This window comes from Phyllobacterium myrsinacearum, assembly GCF_014138285.1.
GTDB classification, from domain to species: domain Bacteria; phylum Pseudomonadota; class Alphaproteobacteria; order Rhizobiales; family Rhizobiaceae; genus Phyllobacterium; species Phyllobacterium myrsinacearum_A.
Genome location: NZ_JACGXN010000008.1, coordinates 86,028 through 101,795, shown reverse-complemented (window position 1 = coordinate 101,795; position 15,768 = coordinate 86,028). Strand labels below are relative to the sequence as shown.

Below are 15,768 nucleotides of genomic sequence, written 5' to 3'. Positions count from 1 at the left end.
AAGGAACAGGCCCCGTGAGCGCACACGATACGACCGAGCCGACACGGCGTGACTTCCTCTATATTGCGACAGGTATGGCCGGTGTGGTCGGTGTGGGCGCCTTTGCGTGGCCCTTTATCGATCAGATGAGACCGGATGCATCCACGCTGGCAGTCTCGTCCATCGAAGTTGATGTTTCAGCGCTGACACCGGGCATGTCCCTGACGGTCAAGTGGCGCGGCAAGCCCGTTTTCATTCGCAACCGAACGCCGAAGGAAATCGAGGACGCGACCAACGTTCAGCTGAGCCAGCTCAAGGATCCGATTGCGCGCAATGCCAATCTGCCAAGCGATGCTCAGGCGACCGATGGGGATCGCGGCGCCGGCAAGGGCAAGGAAAACTGGCTAGTCATGATCGGTGTTTGCACCCATCTCGGTTGTATTCCACTTGGCCAGCAGGGTGATTTCGGTGGCTGGTTCTGCCCATGCCATGGCTCACAGTACGATACCGCTGGACGCATCCGTTCCGGTCCCGCACCGGAAAACCTGCCTGTCCCGCCACTTTCATTCATTTCCGACACCGTCATCAAGATCGGCTAAGGTTCCAGGGGGAGACACGACATGAGCGGTGGACATTCATCCTATACGCCGAACACAGGTATCGAAAAATGGGTCGATGCGCGACTTCCGTTGCCGCGTCTGATCTATGATTCATTCGTTGCCTATCCAGTTCCGCGCAATCTCAACTATGCCTATGCGTTCGGCGGCATTCTGGCGATCATGCTGGTTGCACAGATCATCACCGGCGTCGTCCTGGCCATGCATTATGCGGCCGATACGGGTCTGGCTTTCAACTCCGTTGAAAAGATCATGCGTGATGTGAATTCGGGCTGGCTTCTGCGCTACCTGCATTCCAACGGCGCATCGATGTTCTTCCTGGCCGTCTGGGTTCATATTTTTCGCGGTCTCTACTACGGCTCCTACAAGGCGCCGCGTGAGCTCCTGTGGATCCTCGGTGTTATCATCCTGCTCCTGATGATGGCGACTGCCTTCATGGGTTACGTCTTGCCTTGGGGCCAGATGTCCTTCTGGGGTGCGACTGTTATCACCGGCTTCTTTACGGCTTTCCCTGTCATCGGCGACCCGATTCAGCAGCTTTTGCTCGGTGGTTTTGCCGTGGATAATCCAACCCTGAACCGTTTCTTCTCGCTGCATTACCTGCTGCCCTTCATGATCGCCGGTGTCGTTATCCTGCACGTCTGGGCGCTGCACGTTACCGGCCAGACCAATCCGACCGGTATTGAAGTCAAGTCGAAGACGGACACGGTTGCGTTCACGCCCTATGCAACTCTCAAGGATGCATTTGCGCTGTCGCTGTTCTTCATCCTCTTTGCCTATTTCGTCTTCTACATGCCGAACTACATGGGCCATCCGGACAACTACATTCCGGCTGATTCACTGAAGACACCGGCCCATATCGTTCCGGAATGGTACTTCCTGCCGTTCTACGCGATGCTGCGCGCCATCACCTTCAACATCGGACCGATCAACTCGAAGCTCGGTGGCGTTCTGACCATGTTCGGCTCGATCGCGATCCTGTTCATCGTGCCATGGCTCGACACATCGAAGGTTCGTTCGGCTGTTTACCGCCCTTGGTACAAGCTGTTCTTCTGGATCTTCGTTGCCAATGCCATCATGCTCGGCTGGCTCGGTTCGCGTCCTGCTGAAGGCGTCTACACGCTCCTTTCGCAGCTCGGCACCGCGTTCTACTTCGGCTTCTTCATCATCATCATGCCGTTGCTGGGTTTGATCGAAACGCCGCGCCGCATACCGAACTCGATCACGGAAGCCGTGCTTGCAAAAACCAAGAGTGGCGGCCGGCCCTCAGGTGTTGCTGCCGCTCCGGAAACCAAAGGCTGAGAAACGTGAAGGACTCTCCGATGAAAAAAATCCTCCTCGGTCTCGCAGCTGCTGGTCTTGGAACCATGCTGGCCTTCGGTGGTGGTGCGTTTGCAGAGGAAGCAGCTCACAACGCTGCTGAGCCAACGCACTTCCCGATCAAGCATCCGGAAGAGATGAAGTGGTCTTTCGCTGGACCATTCGGCACCTATGACAAGCAGCAGCTTCAGCGCGGTCTGAAGATCTACAAAGAAGTCTGCTCCGCTTGCCATTCCATGAAGCTGGTGGCTTTCCGTTCGCTTTCGGAACTCGGTTATACCGAAGCACAGGTCAAGGCATTCGCCGCTGAGTATGAAGTGCAGGACGGTCCGAATGCGGAAGGTGAGATGTTCACCCGCAAGGCCATTCCTGCCGATCATTTCCCGTCGCCGTTTGCCAATGAACAGGCTGCTGCCGCCGCCAACAATGGTGCGGCTCCGCCTGACTTCTCGCTGATCGCCAAGGCCCGCGCTGTAGAGCGTGGCTTTCCGCAGTTCCTGATCGACATCGTCTGGGGACAGTATCAGGAAGGCGGACCGGACTATATTCACGCGTTGCTCACCGGTTTCGGCCAGACGCCGCCGGAAGGCATGAAGATTCCAGAGGGAACGCACTACAACCCTTACTTCATCGCCGCAAAGTCATTGGCAATGGCCCAGCCTTTGCAGGATGGCCAGGTGACCTATGATGATGGTTCGCCTCAGACACTGGTTCAGTACTCGCAAGACGTTTCGGCGTTCCTGATGTGGGCTGCCGAGCCGCATCTGGAAGAACGCAAGAAGACCGGCTTCCGTGTCATGATCTTCCTCGTTCTGTTTGCCGGCCTGATCTATGTCGCCAAGCGCCGTATCTGGGCTGATATCGAACATTGATCGGTCAATTATACCTGATCCGGAAAGGGCGCTCGGCGCCCTTTTCTTTTGCGGTGCAGGACCGTTAAACTGGCCTGCTGGCACGAAGGAGCAACGACGTGGATTCAACACTGAAGCAGACGCTGGTGGATGCCATTCGTAATATTCCCGATTACCCCAAACCCGGTGTGATGTTTCGCGACATCACGACCTTGCTGGGAAATGCGCGGGCCTTCCGGCGGGCGATCGATGAGCTGGTTCACCCTTACGCGGGCGGCAAGGTCGACAAGGTTGCCGGTGTGGAAGCACGCGGCTTCATCATAGGGGGTGCCATGGCGCACCAGCTTTCATCAGGGTTCGTGCCGATCCGCAAAAAGGGCAAGCTGCCGCATGATACGGTGCGCATTGCCTACAGTCTGGAATACGGCGTTGACGAAATGGAGATGCACCGCGATGCGATCGTGCCGGGCGAGAAGGTCATTCTCGTTGATGACCTGATTGCCACAGGTGGAACGGCAGAAGCAGCGGTCAAGCTTTTGCAGCAGATGGGTGCGGATATCGTCAGCGCCTGTTTCATCATCGATCTGCCGGATCTGGGAGGCCGCAAGAAGCTCGAGGCACTTGGGGTTAACGTCCGCACGCTCATTGCCTATGAAGGGCACTGAGCGCGCTCTACGGGCGTTTATTCAACCAGCAGAATCAACGCGGCGCTGTTGAACTCCAGAACCTTCTGGTCGTTCTGGTTATAAGCGGCTGATGACATCTGCATCATGGCCCATCCGGGGCGCGATTGCAGCTCGCGAAATCCATTCAGAGTCCGGGTAAAGCGGATCGTGTCGCCGGCGTAAACAGGCTTCAGCCATTTCAGGTCCTCGAAGCCCGGCGAAGGTCCGAACTGCGGCGGTTTTTCACCACGCTCCATGGCCGTCTTGATCTGGCGTTTCATGTCTTCCACATTCAGCCGCATCCACATGGCTGTTGTGTGCCAGCCGGATGCACAGAGCGCACCGAAGTTGCTTTTCCTAGCTGCTTCCGGATCCACGTGAAAGCGTTGTGGATCATACTTCCCTGCAAAGGTGATGATCTCCTCGGCGGTGAATGTGTGGGTGCCGAGATCCCGTTCGATCCCGATCAGCGATTGCAGAGTTGCACTCATGCTGCGACGGGCTCCCGCAATGTAAACATGCCGGTGTTCTGCAGCTCGCAGACGACCACGCCGTGCTGATTGTAGATTTCGTGGTGGAGTGTGACGAAGCCGAGGTTTGGCTTGGATTTGGAAACACGCCGATCCAGGACCGTGCTTTTGCCGGTCAGCGTGTCTCCGGCAAGGACCGGCTTCTTCCACTTGGCGTAGTCGATACCCGGCGCTCCCTGCGATGTAGAATCGAGAAGGTAGGCATCGCACATCATGCGCATGAACATGGAAACCGTGTGCCAGCCGGAGGCAGCTAGGCCGCCAAGAATACTGGCTTTTCCGGCAGCCTCATCCAGATGGAAGGGTTGCGGATCAAACTGACTGGCAAAATCGATGATTTCGCTGGCTTCGACCGATTTAGCGGGCAGCGGCCATTCGCTGCCAACCGTGAAATCTTCGTAAGCATATCGGGGATTGTATGCGCTCATGCCTGATATAATAGGCATGAGCGCATTTGGTTCAAGGGGCAGAAATGCGTCTTATGTATTGAAACGGAACAGCATGATATCGCCGTCCTGCACGACATATTCCTTGCCTTCGTCGCGTGCCTTGCCTGCTTCCTTGGCAGGAACTTCTCCGCCCAAAGTAACGTAGTCATTATAGGCAATGGTTTGCGCACGGATAAAGCCGCGCTCGAAGTCCGTATGGATGACGCCGGCAGCCTGCGGTGCCTTTGAGCCACGTTCCACGGTCCAGGCGCGGGCTTCCTTCGGCCCAACGGTGAAATAAGTGATCAGATGCAGGAGCTTATAGCCGGCGCGGATCAGGCGATCGAGACCGGGCTCATCCAGGTTCATCGCATCAAGATACTCCTTGGCCTCTTCATCCGGCAGCTGTGCAACTTCGGCTTCGATCGCAGCGGAGATCGTGACCGTCTCGGCGCCCTGGGCTGTCGCCATTTCCTCGACGGCTTCAGTGTGTTCGTTGCCGGTTGCAGCATCGCTTTCAGCCACGTTGCAAACGTAAAGCACGGGTTTCGACGTCAGAAGATTGAGGCCCTGCAGAATCAGCAGATCGTCAGGCGCAATGCCGTTCAGCATGAAGCGTACGGGCTTGCCGCTCTGCAAAAGGGAGAGTGCCTGCTCCATGACGGGAAGCACGGTGAGTGCTTCCTTGTCCTTGACGCCCGCGCGCTTGCGGAATTGCACGATACGGCGCTCAAGACTATCAAGGTCCGAAAGCATCAATTCCGTCTCGACCGTTTCCGCGTCGGAGACCGGATCGATCCGGCCTTCAACATGGGTAATGTCGTCATCTTCAAAGCAGCGCAGAACATGCACCACCGCGTCGACTTCGCGGATGTTGGCAAGGAACTGGTTGCCGAGGCCTTCGCCCTTGGAGGCACCACGTACCAGACCGGCAATGTCAACGAAGCTGATGCGGGTCGGGACGATGTTGGCCGACTTGCCGATCTTGGCAATTGCCTGCAGGCGCGAATCAGGAACCGCAACCTCACCCGTATTCGGCTCGATGGTGCAGAACGGATAATTTGCGGCCTGTGCGGCAGCTGTCCTGGTCAGCGCATTGAAAAGCGTCGATTTGCCGACATTGGGCAAGCCAACGATGCCGCATTTGAAACCCATAATCTGCGATCCTTATTCTTTCTTGCCGAAGAGCTTGTTCAGCATGTCGGCCATCGGGCCGGTTTTCGGAATGTTGACGTTTGGCTTTGCCTGACGTGCCTGCCGGATATGGCTTTGACCGGTCGGTTTTGCAACCGGGTTCGGCTCGTTCTTGTGTCCGCTGCCGGTGGCGAGTGCCACACGGTTCATGAAGTCGGCATCGTCCTTCTTGACGAGGAAACCCACATTGTCAGCTATAACGCCGAGAAGAGGCTCAACCCAGTCGCCATCGGCCTTGGCGAAATTGCCCAGAACATGGTTCGTCACCATTTCCTTGACGCCCGGATGGCCGATCCCGACACGAATGCGCCGGTAGTCCTTGCCGCAATGGGCATCGATGGACTTGATGCCATTATGACCGCCTGAGCCGCCGCCGGTCTTCACACGCAGCTTGCCTGGCGGCAAATCCAGTTCGTCATAGATGACGACGAGATCGCCCAGTGCCAGCTTGTAGAAGCGCATGGCTTCACCAACGGACTGGCCGGACAGATTCATGAAAGTCTGGGGCTTGATCAGAATGACCTTTTCGCCGTCGATCGTACCATCGGCGATCAGGGCCTGGAACTTTTTGGTCCAGGGAGAAAAACGATGGCGACGATGTATTTCATCCGCCGCCATGAAACCGATATTATGCCGGTTTGCAGCATATTGGGAGCCAGGATTGCCAAGACCTGCGATGAGCAGCACGGTGCCATAGCTCCCAATAGAGACGATTACTCGCCGTCTTTTTCTGCCGTTTCAGTGGTTTCTTCAACTGCTTCGACGGTCTCGTCTTCAGCAGCAAGAACAGCCGGAGCGGCAATCGTTGCAATAGTGAAGTCACGATCGTGAATAACCGACGTTACGCCCTTAGGCAGGGTAACAGCGGAAATGTGGATCGAGTCACCAATCTGCAAGCCGGTCAGATCGATCTCGATCGCATCCGGAATTGCATTTGCCGGGGCATGCAGTTCGACATCGTGACGAACGATGTTGAGAACGCCGCCGCGCTTGATGCCTGGGGACAGTTCTTCGTTGAGGAAGTGAACAGGGACGTTCACGTTCACAACCGACTTTGCCGACACGCGCAGAAAATCAACATGCACTGGCTTGTCGCTGACCGGATCAAGCTGGAAGTCCTTTGGAAGGACCTGAATGGACTTGCCATCCAGCTGGATGTTCGCGATCGTCGTCTTGAAGCCGCCGGCGTGAATCTTGTAGTACAGTGTCTTGTAGTCGAGGGTAATCGAGATTGGTGCCTGCTTGTCACCATAGATGACTGCTGGCACTTTACCGTTGCGGCGAATTTCCCGGGAGGACCCCTTACCAACCCGTTCGCGCGCCTCGGCCTTGAGCTCGTATGCTTCGCTCATGGCATTTCCTTTCGAGGTTCAAATCTGGAGTGTTTTTCGGGTTGCCTGTAAGGATAGCCCAAAAAACATGAAGCGGTCGCATGGTCATCCGGAACCGGATGAAATGACCGCTCCATTCCGCGTTGCCTCCAAGGGTGTCTACGCGGATGGCGGCTCTATAACGGAAAGAGACGCCATGTGCAAGTTTGTTGGTTGATCCGGGGCGACGAAAGTCTGCGGCCCGCCCGTTGAGCCGCTGTTGCTGAACAGTTTAGTCGAACAGGCTGGAAACGGACTCTTCCGAGGCCGTGCGGGAAACCGCTTCACCGATCAGGTCGGAGATCGACAGGACACGGATATTGTGTGCGGCTTCGATAGCTGGCGTCGGCTGGATGGAATCGGTGATCACCAGTTCCTTCAGTTTTGAGCCGGCGATACGGGCGACGGCACCGCCGGACAAAACGCCATGGGTGATATAAGCGGTAACGCTGGTTGCGCCCTTGGCAAGAAGGGCTTCAGCCGCATTGCAGAGTGTGCCGCCGGAATCGACGATATCGTCGAACAGCAGGCAATCCTTGCCGCTGACCTCGCCGATAACGTTCATGACTTCCGACTCACCCGGACGGTCGCGCCGCTTGTCGACAATGGCAAGTTGCGCATCAATGCGCTTTGCCAGCGAGCGGGCGCGAACCACACCGCCGACGTCGGGTGACACGACCATGACATTCGATGTGCCGTAATGGGCACGGACATCGCGGGCGATAACCGGAACGGCATAGAGGTTGTCCGTCGGGATATCGAAGAAACCCTGAATCTGGCCGGCGTGCAGATCAAGTGTCAGAACCCGGTTTGCGCCCGCCTCGGTGATCAGATTGGCAACCAGCTTGGCCGAGATCGGGGTGCGCGGTCCGGGTTTCCGGTCCTGACGGGCATAACCGAAATAGGGAAGGACTGCGGTGATGCGTTTTGCCGAAGAGCGCCGGAATGCATCGATCATGATGAGCAGTTCCATCAGGTGATCGTTTGCCGGGAACGACGTCGACTGCATGACGAAGACATCTTCGCCGCGCACATTTTCCTGAATCTCGACGAATATCTCCTGATCGGCGAAGCGGCGAACGCTGGCCTTTCCTAGTGGAATGTTGAGATATTTGGCGACAGATTCAGCGAGAACGCGATTGGAATTGCCCGCGAATAGTTTCATGCCCGTATTTTCCCCGGTGCCAGCCAAGTGAAGGATATGGCGGGCCTTGTACTGTGCCTGACGCACATTGCAAGCGGGCAGGGCAGATTCATGCACAGTTCCTCGCTAATATCGCGTCAAACGCGTAAATATGTCACGTCTTGGCGCCGGATACCCACTTCAGATAGCCATCGATTGCCTTGTCGGCGATTGATTCCATGACCTTCGGCGGCACGGTACTCCACGGATCTGTCCCGTTGCCCGGAACAACTTCCTGTCCCTGGATACGATGCAGCCGCGTTCCCGCAGGATCAAGCACGTCCCAGACGTAGATGATCGTGGTCTGGTTGCCGTCGGGCAGGGCGGAGAAGTAGCCCTTCATGATGTGCGTGTTGTCGGTATCGGCCGCCGTACCAAGGACAATGCCCTTGGCCTTGGCAAGCGCTGACAAGCGTTGGGAGAGCGGCGTGGCCGCAGTAATCGGTGCACCGACGATGGGGGCAAAGCGCAGCTTTGCCGTGCGCGTGACACCGGGCTGTGCTGCACCCGATGCAACCGTCGTGCCCGCAGGTGTCGTGGTTCCGGGTTGGGCTGCTACCGGCGTACCCGTCGCGGTGGCGGTCGGTGTTGTCGTGGTTGCCGTCGCCGGTGCTGTTGCGGTGCCGGGAGTGACTGTCCCCGGCGTTGCAGTGCCTTGTGCCGCGGGAAGATCACTCTTTGTCACCGCAATCGGCGTTTCCGCACTGTTGCAGGCGCTGAGGCCGAGAGCCGCAAGCGCCACGCAGGTATAGGTCAGTGATTTGCGAGACATCATCTTTGGTCGAACCCCATCATGAGCCATATGCGTGCCATCTCGAAAAAACGAAAGCTGACAAAAGTTTTATTTTACGATCAAGTCAAGAGGTTGGCGTGAAAGTGGCTCAGCCGCGCCATTGGTTGTGAGGTATGTCCGGCCCAATGTCATTGCCGTGCCACTGTCGGAATCCATGATGATCATGTGGGCGAACAGCGTCATGTCGGGCTGTATCTGCTCCGGGTTGCCCGAATAGAACATCGGCATGTCCATCCACGACGGTGTGAACCGGGCACCCTGCGAATAACCGCAGGCGTTGAGCCGGTGGCGTGTCAGGTCATGGGCTTCCATCACGCGGGAATGCGCATCAAACACATCACCGAAGGTTGAAGCCGGTGTCATCGCTTCCTCGACTGCTTCCAGCGCCTCGCGGGCAGCATCGTAAAGCTCCAGATGGCGCTTGGATGCCTTGCCCGTCAATACGGTACGCATCGCCGCCGCATGGTAGTGGCGATAGACCCCGGCCCATTCCAGTGTGAGCTGGTCATTCTTGGTCAGCTTGCGTCGTCCCGCTTTGTACCGGCACAGGAGGGCATCTTCACCGGAGCCAATGATGAATTCATTGGCCGGATAATCACCGCCTCCAGCAAAAATGGCGCCCTGCATCGCCGCAAGGATCGCGCCCTCGTCGGCTCCTGCTTTGATCAGCTTCAGTGCTGCATCGAGCGCTTCGTCGCCGAGTTCCGCCGCCTTGCGGCTGTAGGTGATTTCGGCGGGACTTTTCAGCACGCGCAGCTTGTCGACGAGACCCGAGGCATCGACGATCTGGCCAAAAGCCGCCAGCTGCTCATCGAGCTTGCGGCCATTGGCGGCGGTCAGGCCATGGGTCTGGTATTCAACGCCGATCCGTTTGCCGAGCAGATCGAGATCATTGAGAAGTTCACGCAAATCCGCCGCGGGATTGGCGTTGTCGCGATCGGCCCAGATCACGATGTTCTCTATATTCGACGTCTGGCGCGCCTGCCGCAAATCGGCGGAGCGGGTCATCAGCACATTGCTGCCGTCGGACTTGACGACGAGGCACTGGAAGAAACAGAAGCCGAATGTGTCGTAGCCTGTCAGCCAGTACATGCTCTCCTGGGCGAACAGCAGAATGGCGTCCAGTTTCTGTTCTGCCATGACCAGCATCAGGCGGTCGCGGCGCGCGGCAAATTCCTCGGGCTCAAAATGAAGGGCCATGATTATTCCTCTAGAATTGTGATCGCGGAGATTTGGCGGCCATAGTCGGGTTCCTTGCGATGGGTCGTGCGCCGGTAGGAGAAGAACTGGTCTTCTTCCGCATAGGTGCATTTCTCAAGCGCGGCAGCATTCACGCCTGCGTTGTGCAGCCGCTTGGTGATGAAGGCCCAAAGATCAAACATCTTGTGGTTTTCCTTGACCGAGTCGCGGAAAAACCGGCCGTAGGACGGGTCGGTTCCCGTGAACTGGTCATAGAACTCTGCACCGACCTCGTAATTCTCGGGGCCGATTGTCGGTCCAAGCACAGCCTGGATGTTGTCGCGTTTCGCACCCAGCGCAATCATCGCGTCGATGGTGTTTTCGAGCACACCGCCAATCGCGCCGCGCCAACCCGCATGGGCTGCACCGATGACTTTTGCATCCCTGTCCGCAAACAGGATCGGGCCGCAATCGGCGGACAATGCGCCGATGACGATACCCGGCGTTGTCGTGACCATGGCGTCAGCCTTTGGCCTGTCGCCGATGATCGGGCCTGTCACGACAAGGACATCGGGTGAATGGACCTGATGAACAGTCACGAGTTGTGGCAGGCCGGCTCCCAGCGCCTGCGCCACACGTCGGCGATTTTCGGTCACGTGATCCTGATTGTCATTGGAACCGCTGCCGACGTTCAACCCTGCGTAGATACCTGTGGAAACACCGCCGATACGGGTGAAAAACCCGTGAGCGATTCGATCCTTCTCAGGGGAACCCAGCAGGGAAGAATGCAGCGCTACTGGTTTTTCGGACGTGATCATGCCGGATTGCTCTTTCTCAAGGCTGCGGATGGTGGTGGAGCATCGACGCGAAGTCAATTGTCTCGTCATATGGATTCAAATGGAAACAAATGTGTGGCGGGATCGGTGACGCACAAAACCTTGAACAGTGTGCCCATCTGATCGGGTCCGGCCAATCGCTCGACATCGGCGCGAATCTGCTCCTGAAACGCGACAGGCTTTCCGCTGCCCAAGGCCCCTGCACGATCAAGCAATCCTAAGGCGAGCAGAAAATCAGCCTGGGTCATGGCACCTGTCTTGCAGCCCTGCGACCGGGCGGCTGTCGCCAGCATGGCAAAATCCACATGGGTGGTCAGATCGGCCTCGCCGGGCTGTGCAAACACGTCGACGGCTTTGTGGCGGCTGAGCGCCTGCAGCGTATCGCCAAAACCCTGCTGCAGGTGACCGTAGTCAATGAGCAGCGCCGCGCCGCGTTCGCGGTTCAGGCGCTCCGCGATTTCCTGCATCAATGCATTGCGGGCAGGGGCAATCTCAATAACACTGCCTTCGGGCGCGTTGTCGTGTTCGGCGGGCAAAAGCGTTGTGTCGATCGATCCCGGCCCCGCCGCGAACGCAAGATCACCGCCACCGTCGACCGTGACGATGCGGTCAATGAAACGTCCGCCGGATTTGATGTATTGGCGGACAGGAATCGCATCAAACAGCTCATTTGCAATGAGAACAAGCGGACCGGAAGGCAGGGTGCCGAACTGTTCCTGCCATTCGATTTCAAGATCGGAAGCGGCGAGCGTTTCCTGCTGGATTTGTGTGAGGCGCGGACTGATTTCAACCATGCGGATGTGTGCGGCTGCAATGAAATCCGGGGCGATTCTGGTTGCCGTCCGCAATACGTCCTGCATCAGCGTGCCGCGTCCCGGCCCCATTTCGCACAGGATGAATTCGGCCGGGGATCCGATCGCCTGCCAGGCACTGACGCACCAGACACCGATGAGCTCACCGAACATCTGGCTGACTTCAGGTGCGGTGATGAAATCGCCCTCGCGGCCGAACGGTTCGCGTGTCGTGTAGTAACCTGCATCCGGATCGAACAGACACAATGCCATATAATCAGCAACGCTGATCGGACCGGCCAGCTCAATCTGCCGGATGATGCGCTGCTTCAGTGTCATCGCCCCGTAGGAACTTCCGGGTTACGGGCTGTGAAAAGCGCCCACAGGCCGATCAGCACCATGGGAACCGAAAGGATCATGCCCATTGTCAGCCAGCCGCCGTAGAGATAGCCGAGCTGGGCGTCAGGCTCGCGGAAGAATTCGACAAAGATGCGCGACAGACCATAGCCGGTGATGAAAGCGCCGCCGATGAAGCGGGGGCTTTTCAGCTTGCGCCCATAGAAAATCAGAAGGGCCAGTGTGGTGAACAGGACGATGCCCTCAAGTGCGGCCTCGTAAAGCTGGCTCGGATGGCGAACGAACGGTCCGCCTGTCGGGAAGATCATGCCCCAGGGCACGTCTGTCATCCGGCCCCAAAGTTCGCCGTTGATGAAGTTGGCTACGCGAACAAGCCCAAGGCCGACGGGAACGCCTGCAGCAATCGTATCGATCATGCTGAAGGCATTGATCTTGCGCGAGCGCGCAAAGAGGATCATGGCGAGCGTGGTGCCGAGGAGCCCGCCATGGAAGGACATGCCGCCCTCCCAGACTTTGAAGATATCAAGCGGGTGGCTGATGTAACGGGCAAAATCGTAAAACAGGATGTAGCCGATACGTCCGCCCAGAACCACGCCGATGGCCGCCCACAGGACGAAGTCGTCCAGATCATTGGGCTTCATCGGCGGCGTGTTGTTGGCCCACAGACGCGGCTTGCTGATGAGTTTCTTGCCGTACCACCAGGCAAAGAGGATGCCGACGACATAGCCGAGACCATACCAGTGCACCGAGAACGGTCCGAGGGAAAAGATAACCGGATCAATATTCGGGAATGCGATCGCGGCCATCGTCGGGACAAGAATTTCGCTCACAATAGGCACTCCGTCATCACTAGGTTTATCGGCGCGGACCATGCGCGAGGGCAGGAACAGCGTCAAGCCGCCTGTCCGGTAACATTTGTGCAATTTGCCGGTACTTTTGCGATTGCCAAAGTTGCTGCAGGGCTTGCCAGCATCAGTTCCACTCCTTTGCTTGCAATCGCCTGCTGTGGCGATTATTTGATGGGTAAAGCAACAGAGGTATTTGCCATGACCAATGGATCAAACCGCGTTCTTGATGAACTGGCCAAGCTCGTGACCGACGCCGCCGGTGCAGCGCAGGGTGTTCGCCGCGAAGTCGAAACCGCTTTCCGCGGGCAGGCTGAACGGCTGCTCAACACCATGGATGTGGTTCAGCGCGAAGATTTCGAAGCTGTTCGCGAAATGGCCATTCGGGCACGCGCCGAGAACACCGCGCTGCTCGCCCGCATTGAAGCGCTTGAGGCGCTGGCCGGCAACAAGGAGAAATCCGCCGGCGATGCGGCCAAACCGGCAAAAGCCGCCTCCACAGGTACCCGCACCAAGAAAGACTGATCGCCTGATCATTTTGACGGGTATTGAAACGGAAAGCCCCGCTCTCGCGGGGCTTTCTCGTCATTGTATCAAGCTCAGGCGTCGTCGCTTTCCGCCAGTTTCTCTTCGCCCGCAGCGAGCGCTTCTTCTTCGGTCTCGAAGGGCCCCACTCTATCACCCTCTTCGTCATCGATGGTGATCACATAATACCACTGCCCATCATCGTTTTTCTGCGTTGCGGTTACTGTCGCGTTTGGCTCTGTGGACATTGCTTTCTCCTTCCGGGGTGAAACATTGCCTACCCTAGGCGGTATGCATATCGAGGATGTGACGGATATCTGACAGGCAGAAAAACTGCGGGAGAACGCCTCTCCTGACTCCCCGTTTTTTGTGCAGATGAATCACGTATGACAAAACGGGTTGCCGGTGCGGCCATCATGAGGCCGGTTTCCCCCGTATTTCGGCCTTCCGGCGCTCTGTCCCCAAAATAAATCTTAAGAAATTATCAACAGGTGGAAATCGCCGAAAATCGTTTTCTTAGAGTCAGTTAAAGGCCGGTCGTGAATCATTTTCATAACGTCTGTCCACACCCATTCGCGCCATTTGACCAAAAGGGGACTGGCGCTCGGACTCAGCATCAATACACTGAAATTACAGCATGATTCGTTTCGGTGGTCATGCAGCGGGTAACAAGTTCATATCCGTGGTCCGGCTGGTGCGTTCTGCCTGCCGGTGAGTTTTCAAGCGTTAAGTGTCCTTTGGGTGGGTGCGCTGTGCTCCCGCAGCGTCAGATGAGATTCGATTGAGCAGGTAATGGCGATGAGCCTTCTGGAAATAGAGATTGCGCGTGATTTGCATCCGGTCGATGTGATTGAACATGTTGCCCATGCCAATGAATGGGCTTTCGAGCGCACCGGGGACGATGAAATTGCCATTACGGTTGAGGGAAACTGGACGGACTACCAGATCTCCTTCTCGTGGATGGAAGATTTTGAGGCGCTGCATCTGGCCTGCGCCTTTGACATCTCGGTCAGTGAGCCGCGCGTCAACGAAGTGATGCGATTGCTGTCACTGATCAACGAGCAGCTCCTCATGGGGCATTTCGACCTGTGGCGGCAGGAAGGCGCGGTAATGTACCGCCAATCGCTGCTGTTATCTGGTGGTGCCGAACCAACGAGCAAGCAGGTGGAGGTTCTCCTGTCCAGTGCGCTTGATGCCTGCGAGACCTATTTCCAGGCATTCCAGTTTGTTGTGTGGTCGGGCTCGACAGCGCGGGAATCGCTCGATAGCATTCTGTTCGAGACGGTCGGTTCAGCCTGATCGTGCGTTCTTTTGGTATCGTTTGAGTTCAGCGCAATGACCATCAGTTTTGACGATTTTGAGAAAGTGGATATCCGCGTCGGCACCATTGTCGAGGCGGAAACCTTTCCCGAGGCGCGCAAGCCTGCCTTCAAACTCAAGATCGATTTCGGTCCCGAAATCGGGATCAAGAAATCTTCGGCGCAGATTACCAAGCACCACTCGCTGGATGAGCTGAAAGGCCGTCAGGTAATGGCCGTGGTGAATTTTCCGCCGCGCCAGATCGGCCCGTTCGTGTCGGAAGTTCTGACACTGGGCTTCCCGGATGAAGAGGGCGGTGTCGTGCTCGCCGCCATCAGCAAGCCGGTGCCGAATGGCGGCAAGCTGTTCTAGGCTGATCGCTTCAATAGGTTTTACCCACGGTCATGGCCGTCCGGAAATCATTATCGCTGTCGATGTAGACCTCCTCCGGGCTCGCTCCAACGGCGTCAAAGAAGCGGCTGACAAAGCACCGAAATGATGCACAAAGCGCGATATCGCACACCTGTTGATCCGTGAATCCGACGGCTCGCAACCGGTCAATGTCCTGTTGTGAAATCCGGGACGCATCCTTTGTTATCTTTTCGGCGTAAGCCAGCATTTCGAGATCCCGGTCCGGCAAACCTGCTGTTCGAAAATCCTGTTGTACCGCCATAACGGCATCTTTCGATCCGAGATCGTCGATCAGCTGCTTGCCGTAGACGTAGGAGCAGTAAGTCGATGGAATGTGCTTGGCAGCAATAAGCGTGATCAACCGCCAATCACGCGGGCTGAGCGAGAATCCGGCACGAATGCTGCGAGAAAATTCAGTGTAAATCGGTAACAGATCAGGCCGTGCCGTGAAGCATTTCGTGGCCTCCATGACAAAGCCAAGCTGCGTTGTCGATGTATTGTAAATTTCAGCAATTGCACCTGTTGCGTCTTCTTCCCCTATTGTCTGCAAGAACATCTGGCCCCTCCCGAGTTCAATACTCTTCCAGATACAATC

The 15,768-nt window shown here is 56.9% G+C and carries 21 protein-coding genes; 8 read left to right on the top strand and 13 right to left on the bottom strand.

All coding sequences use genetic code 11. From position 1 onward, the window contains the following. The first annotated feature begins 14 nt into the window (after positions 1 to 14). The 4 genes from petA to FHW16_RS20795 all read left to right on the top strand — a co-directional run bounded on the left by petA (position 15) and on the right by FHW16_RS20795 (position 3,432). Positions 15 to 578 carry a ubiquinol-cytochrome c reductase iron-sulfur subunit gene (gene petA, locus FHW16_RS20810; RefSeq protein ID WP_182551204.1) on the top strand — a complete coding sequence of 188 codons (564 nt, stop codon included), beginning with the start codon at positions 15 to 17 and terminating at the stop codon, positions 576 to 578. Between the two features lie 21 nt (positions 579 to 599). Beyond that, positions 600 to 1,898, top strand: coding sequence for a cytochrome b (locus tag FHW16_RS20805; RefSeq protein WP_182551203.1), 1,299 nt, complete (start codon positions 600 to 602; stop codon positions 1,896 to 1,898). Between the two features lie 20 nt (positions 1,899 to 1,918). Next, a complete protein-coding gene (locus tag FHW16_RS20800) occupies positions 1,919 to 2,788 on the top strand; it encodes a cytochrome c1 (protein WP_182551202.1) in 870 nt (289 codons plus the stop codon). A gap of 98 nt (positions 2,789 to 2,886) precedes the next feature. After that, positions 2,887 to 3,432: an adenine phosphoribosyltransferase gene (locus tag FHW16_RS20795; protein ID WP_182551201.1), complete on the top strand. Its 546-nt coding sequence runs from the start codon at positions 2,887 to 2,889 to the stop codon at positions 3,430 to 3,432. 17 nt (positions 3,433 to 3,449) lie between these two features. Here the strand turns inward: FHW16_RS20795 and FHW16_RS20790 are convergent, their stop codons facing one another. From FHW16_RS20790 to FHW16_RS20770, 5 genes are read right to left on the bottom strand one after another with little or no spacing between them, the layout of a single operon-like run. Continuing rightward, positions 3,450 to 3,923 carry a MaoC family dehydratase gene (locus tag FHW16_RS20790; RefSeq protein ID WP_182551200.1) on the bottom strand — a complete coding sequence of 158 codons (474 nt, stop codon included), beginning with the start codon at positions 3,921 to 3,923 and terminating at the stop codon, positions 3,450 to 3,452. Next, positions 3,920 to 4,390, bottom strand: a complete 471-nt coding sequence (locus tag FHW16_RS20785) for a MaoC family dehydratase (protein WP_182551319.1) — start codon at positions 4,388 to 4,390, stop codon at positions 3,920 to 3,922. Before FHW16_RS20785 ends, FHW16_RS20790 begins: the two co-directional genes overlap by 4 nt. A 51-nt stretch (positions 4,391 to 4,441) precedes the next feature. Then, positions 4,442 to 5,545: a redox-regulated ATPase YchF gene (ychF, locus tag FHW16_RS20780; RefSeq protein ID WP_182551199.1), complete on the bottom strand. Its 1,104-nt coding sequence runs from the start codon at positions 5,543 to 5,545 to the stop codon at positions 4,442 to 4,444. A 12-nt stretch (positions 5,546 to 5,557) separates the two neighbouring features. Then, positions 5,558 to 6,271 (bottom strand): aminoacyl-tRNA hydrolase, encoded by a 714-nt coding sequence (gene pth, locus FHW16_RS20775; RefSeq protein WP_182551198.1) that lies wholly within the window; start codon positions 6,269 to 6,271, stop codon positions 5,558 to 5,560. 26 nt (positions 6,272 to 6,297) lie between these two features. Then, complete coding sequence (locus FHW16_RS20770) at positions 6,298 to 6,936, bottom strand: 50S ribosomal protein L25/general stress protein Ctc (RefSeq protein WP_182551197.1); 639 nt, start codon at positions 6,934 to 6,936, stop codon at positions 6,298 to 6,300. 67 nt (positions 6,937 to 7,003) lie between these two features. Here FHW16_RS20770 and FHW16_RS29100 point away from each other — a divergent pair, with 67 nt between their 5' ends. Beyond that, positions 7,004 to 7,132, top strand: coding sequence for a hypothetical protein (locus FHW16_RS29100; protein WP_281410133.1), 129 nt, complete (start codon positions 7,004 to 7,006; stop codon positions 7,130 to 7,132). Positions 7,133 to 7,186: 54 nt separating this feature from the next. On the opposite strand, the gene FHW16_RS20765 is transcribed toward FHW16_RS29100, so the two are convergent. The 6 genes from FHW16_RS20765 to lgt form a co-directional block, all read right to left on the bottom strand. After that, positions 7,187 to 8,119, bottom strand: a complete 933-nt coding sequence (locus FHW16_RS20765) for a ribose-phosphate pyrophosphokinase (protein ID WP_182551196.1) — start codon at positions 8,117 to 8,119, stop codon at positions 7,187 to 7,189. 133 nt (positions 8,120 to 8,252) lie between these two features. Next, positions 8,253 to 8,912, bottom strand: a complete 660-nt coding sequence (locus tag FHW16_RS20760) for a hypothetical protein (protein WP_182551195.1) — start codon at positions 8,910 to 8,912, stop codon at positions 8,253 to 8,255. Between the two features lie 66 nt (positions 8,913 to 8,978). Then, positions 8,979 to 10,130: a M24 family metallopeptidase gene (locus FHW16_RS20755; protein WP_182551194.1), complete on the bottom strand. Its 1,152-nt coding sequence runs from the start codon at positions 10,128 to 10,130 to the stop codon at positions 8,979 to 8,981. A 2-nt stretch (positions 10,131 to 10,132) separates the two neighbouring features. Next, the gene (gene pgeF, locus FHW16_RS20750) at positions 10,133 to 10,927 is read right to left on the bottom strand and encodes a peptidoglycan editing factor PgeF (protein WP_182551318.1); all 795 of its coding nucleotides are present in this window, start codon (positions 10,925 to 10,927) and stop codon (positions 10,133 to 10,135) included. 65 nt (positions 10,928 to 10,992) lie between these two features. After that, the gene (locus FHW16_RS20745; RefSeq protein ID WP_182551193.1) at positions 10,993 to 12,075 is read right to left on the bottom strand and encodes a class I SAM-dependent methyltransferase; all 1,083 of its coding nucleotides are present in this window, start codon (positions 12,073 to 12,075) and stop codon (positions 10,993 to 10,995) included. Next, on the bottom strand, positions 12,072 to 12,923 hold the full coding sequence (lgt, locus tag FHW16_RS20740; RefSeq protein ID WP_182551192.1) for a prolipoprotein diacylglyceryl transferase: 852 nt from the start codon (positions 12,921 to 12,923) through the stop codon (positions 12,072 to 12,074). Before lgt ends, FHW16_RS20745 begins: the two co-directional genes overlap by 4 nt. Before the next feature lie 216 nt (positions 12,924 to 13,139). On the opposite strand from lgt, the gene FHW16_RS20735 reads away from it, so the two are divergent. Continuing rightward, positions 13,140 to 13,463, top strand: coding sequence for an accessory factor UbiK family protein (locus FHW16_RS20735; protein ID WP_182551317.1), 324 nt, complete (start codon positions 13,140 to 13,142; stop codon positions 13,461 to 13,463). A gap of 74 nt (positions 13,464 to 13,537) precedes the next feature. On the opposite strand, the gene FHW16_RS20730 is transcribed toward FHW16_RS20735, so the two are convergent. After that, complete coding sequence (locus FHW16_RS20730; RefSeq protein WP_182551191.1) at positions 13,538 to 13,711, bottom strand: hypothetical protein; 174 nt, start codon at positions 13,709 to 13,711, stop codon at positions 13,538 to 13,540. Positions 13,712 to 14,261: 550 nt separating this feature from the next. Here FHW16_RS20730 and FHW16_RS20725 point away from each other — a divergent pair. Then, the gene (locus tag FHW16_RS20725) at positions 14,262 to 14,762 is read left to right on the top strand and encodes a YbjN domain-containing protein (RefSeq protein WP_182551316.1); all 501 of its coding nucleotides are present in this window, start codon (positions 14,262 to 14,264) and stop codon (positions 14,760 to 14,762) included. A gap of 36 nt (positions 14,763 to 14,798) precedes the next feature. Then, the gene (locus tag FHW16_RS20720) at positions 14,799 to 15,134 is read left to right on the top strand and encodes a tRNA-binding protein (protein ID WP_182551190.1); all 336 of its coding nucleotides are present in this window, start codon (positions 14,799 to 14,801) and stop codon (positions 15,132 to 15,134) included. A gap of 10 nt (positions 15,135 to 15,144) precedes the next feature. Here the strand turns inward: FHW16_RS20720 and FHW16_RS20715 are convergent, their stop codons facing one another. Continuing rightward, positions 15,145 to 15,729, bottom strand: a complete 585-nt coding sequence (locus FHW16_RS20715; protein ID WP_182551189.1) for a carboxymuconolactone decarboxylase family protein — start codon at positions 15,727 to 15,729, stop codon at positions 15,145 to 15,147. Between the last annotated feature and the right edge of the window lie 39 nt (positions 15,730 to 15,768).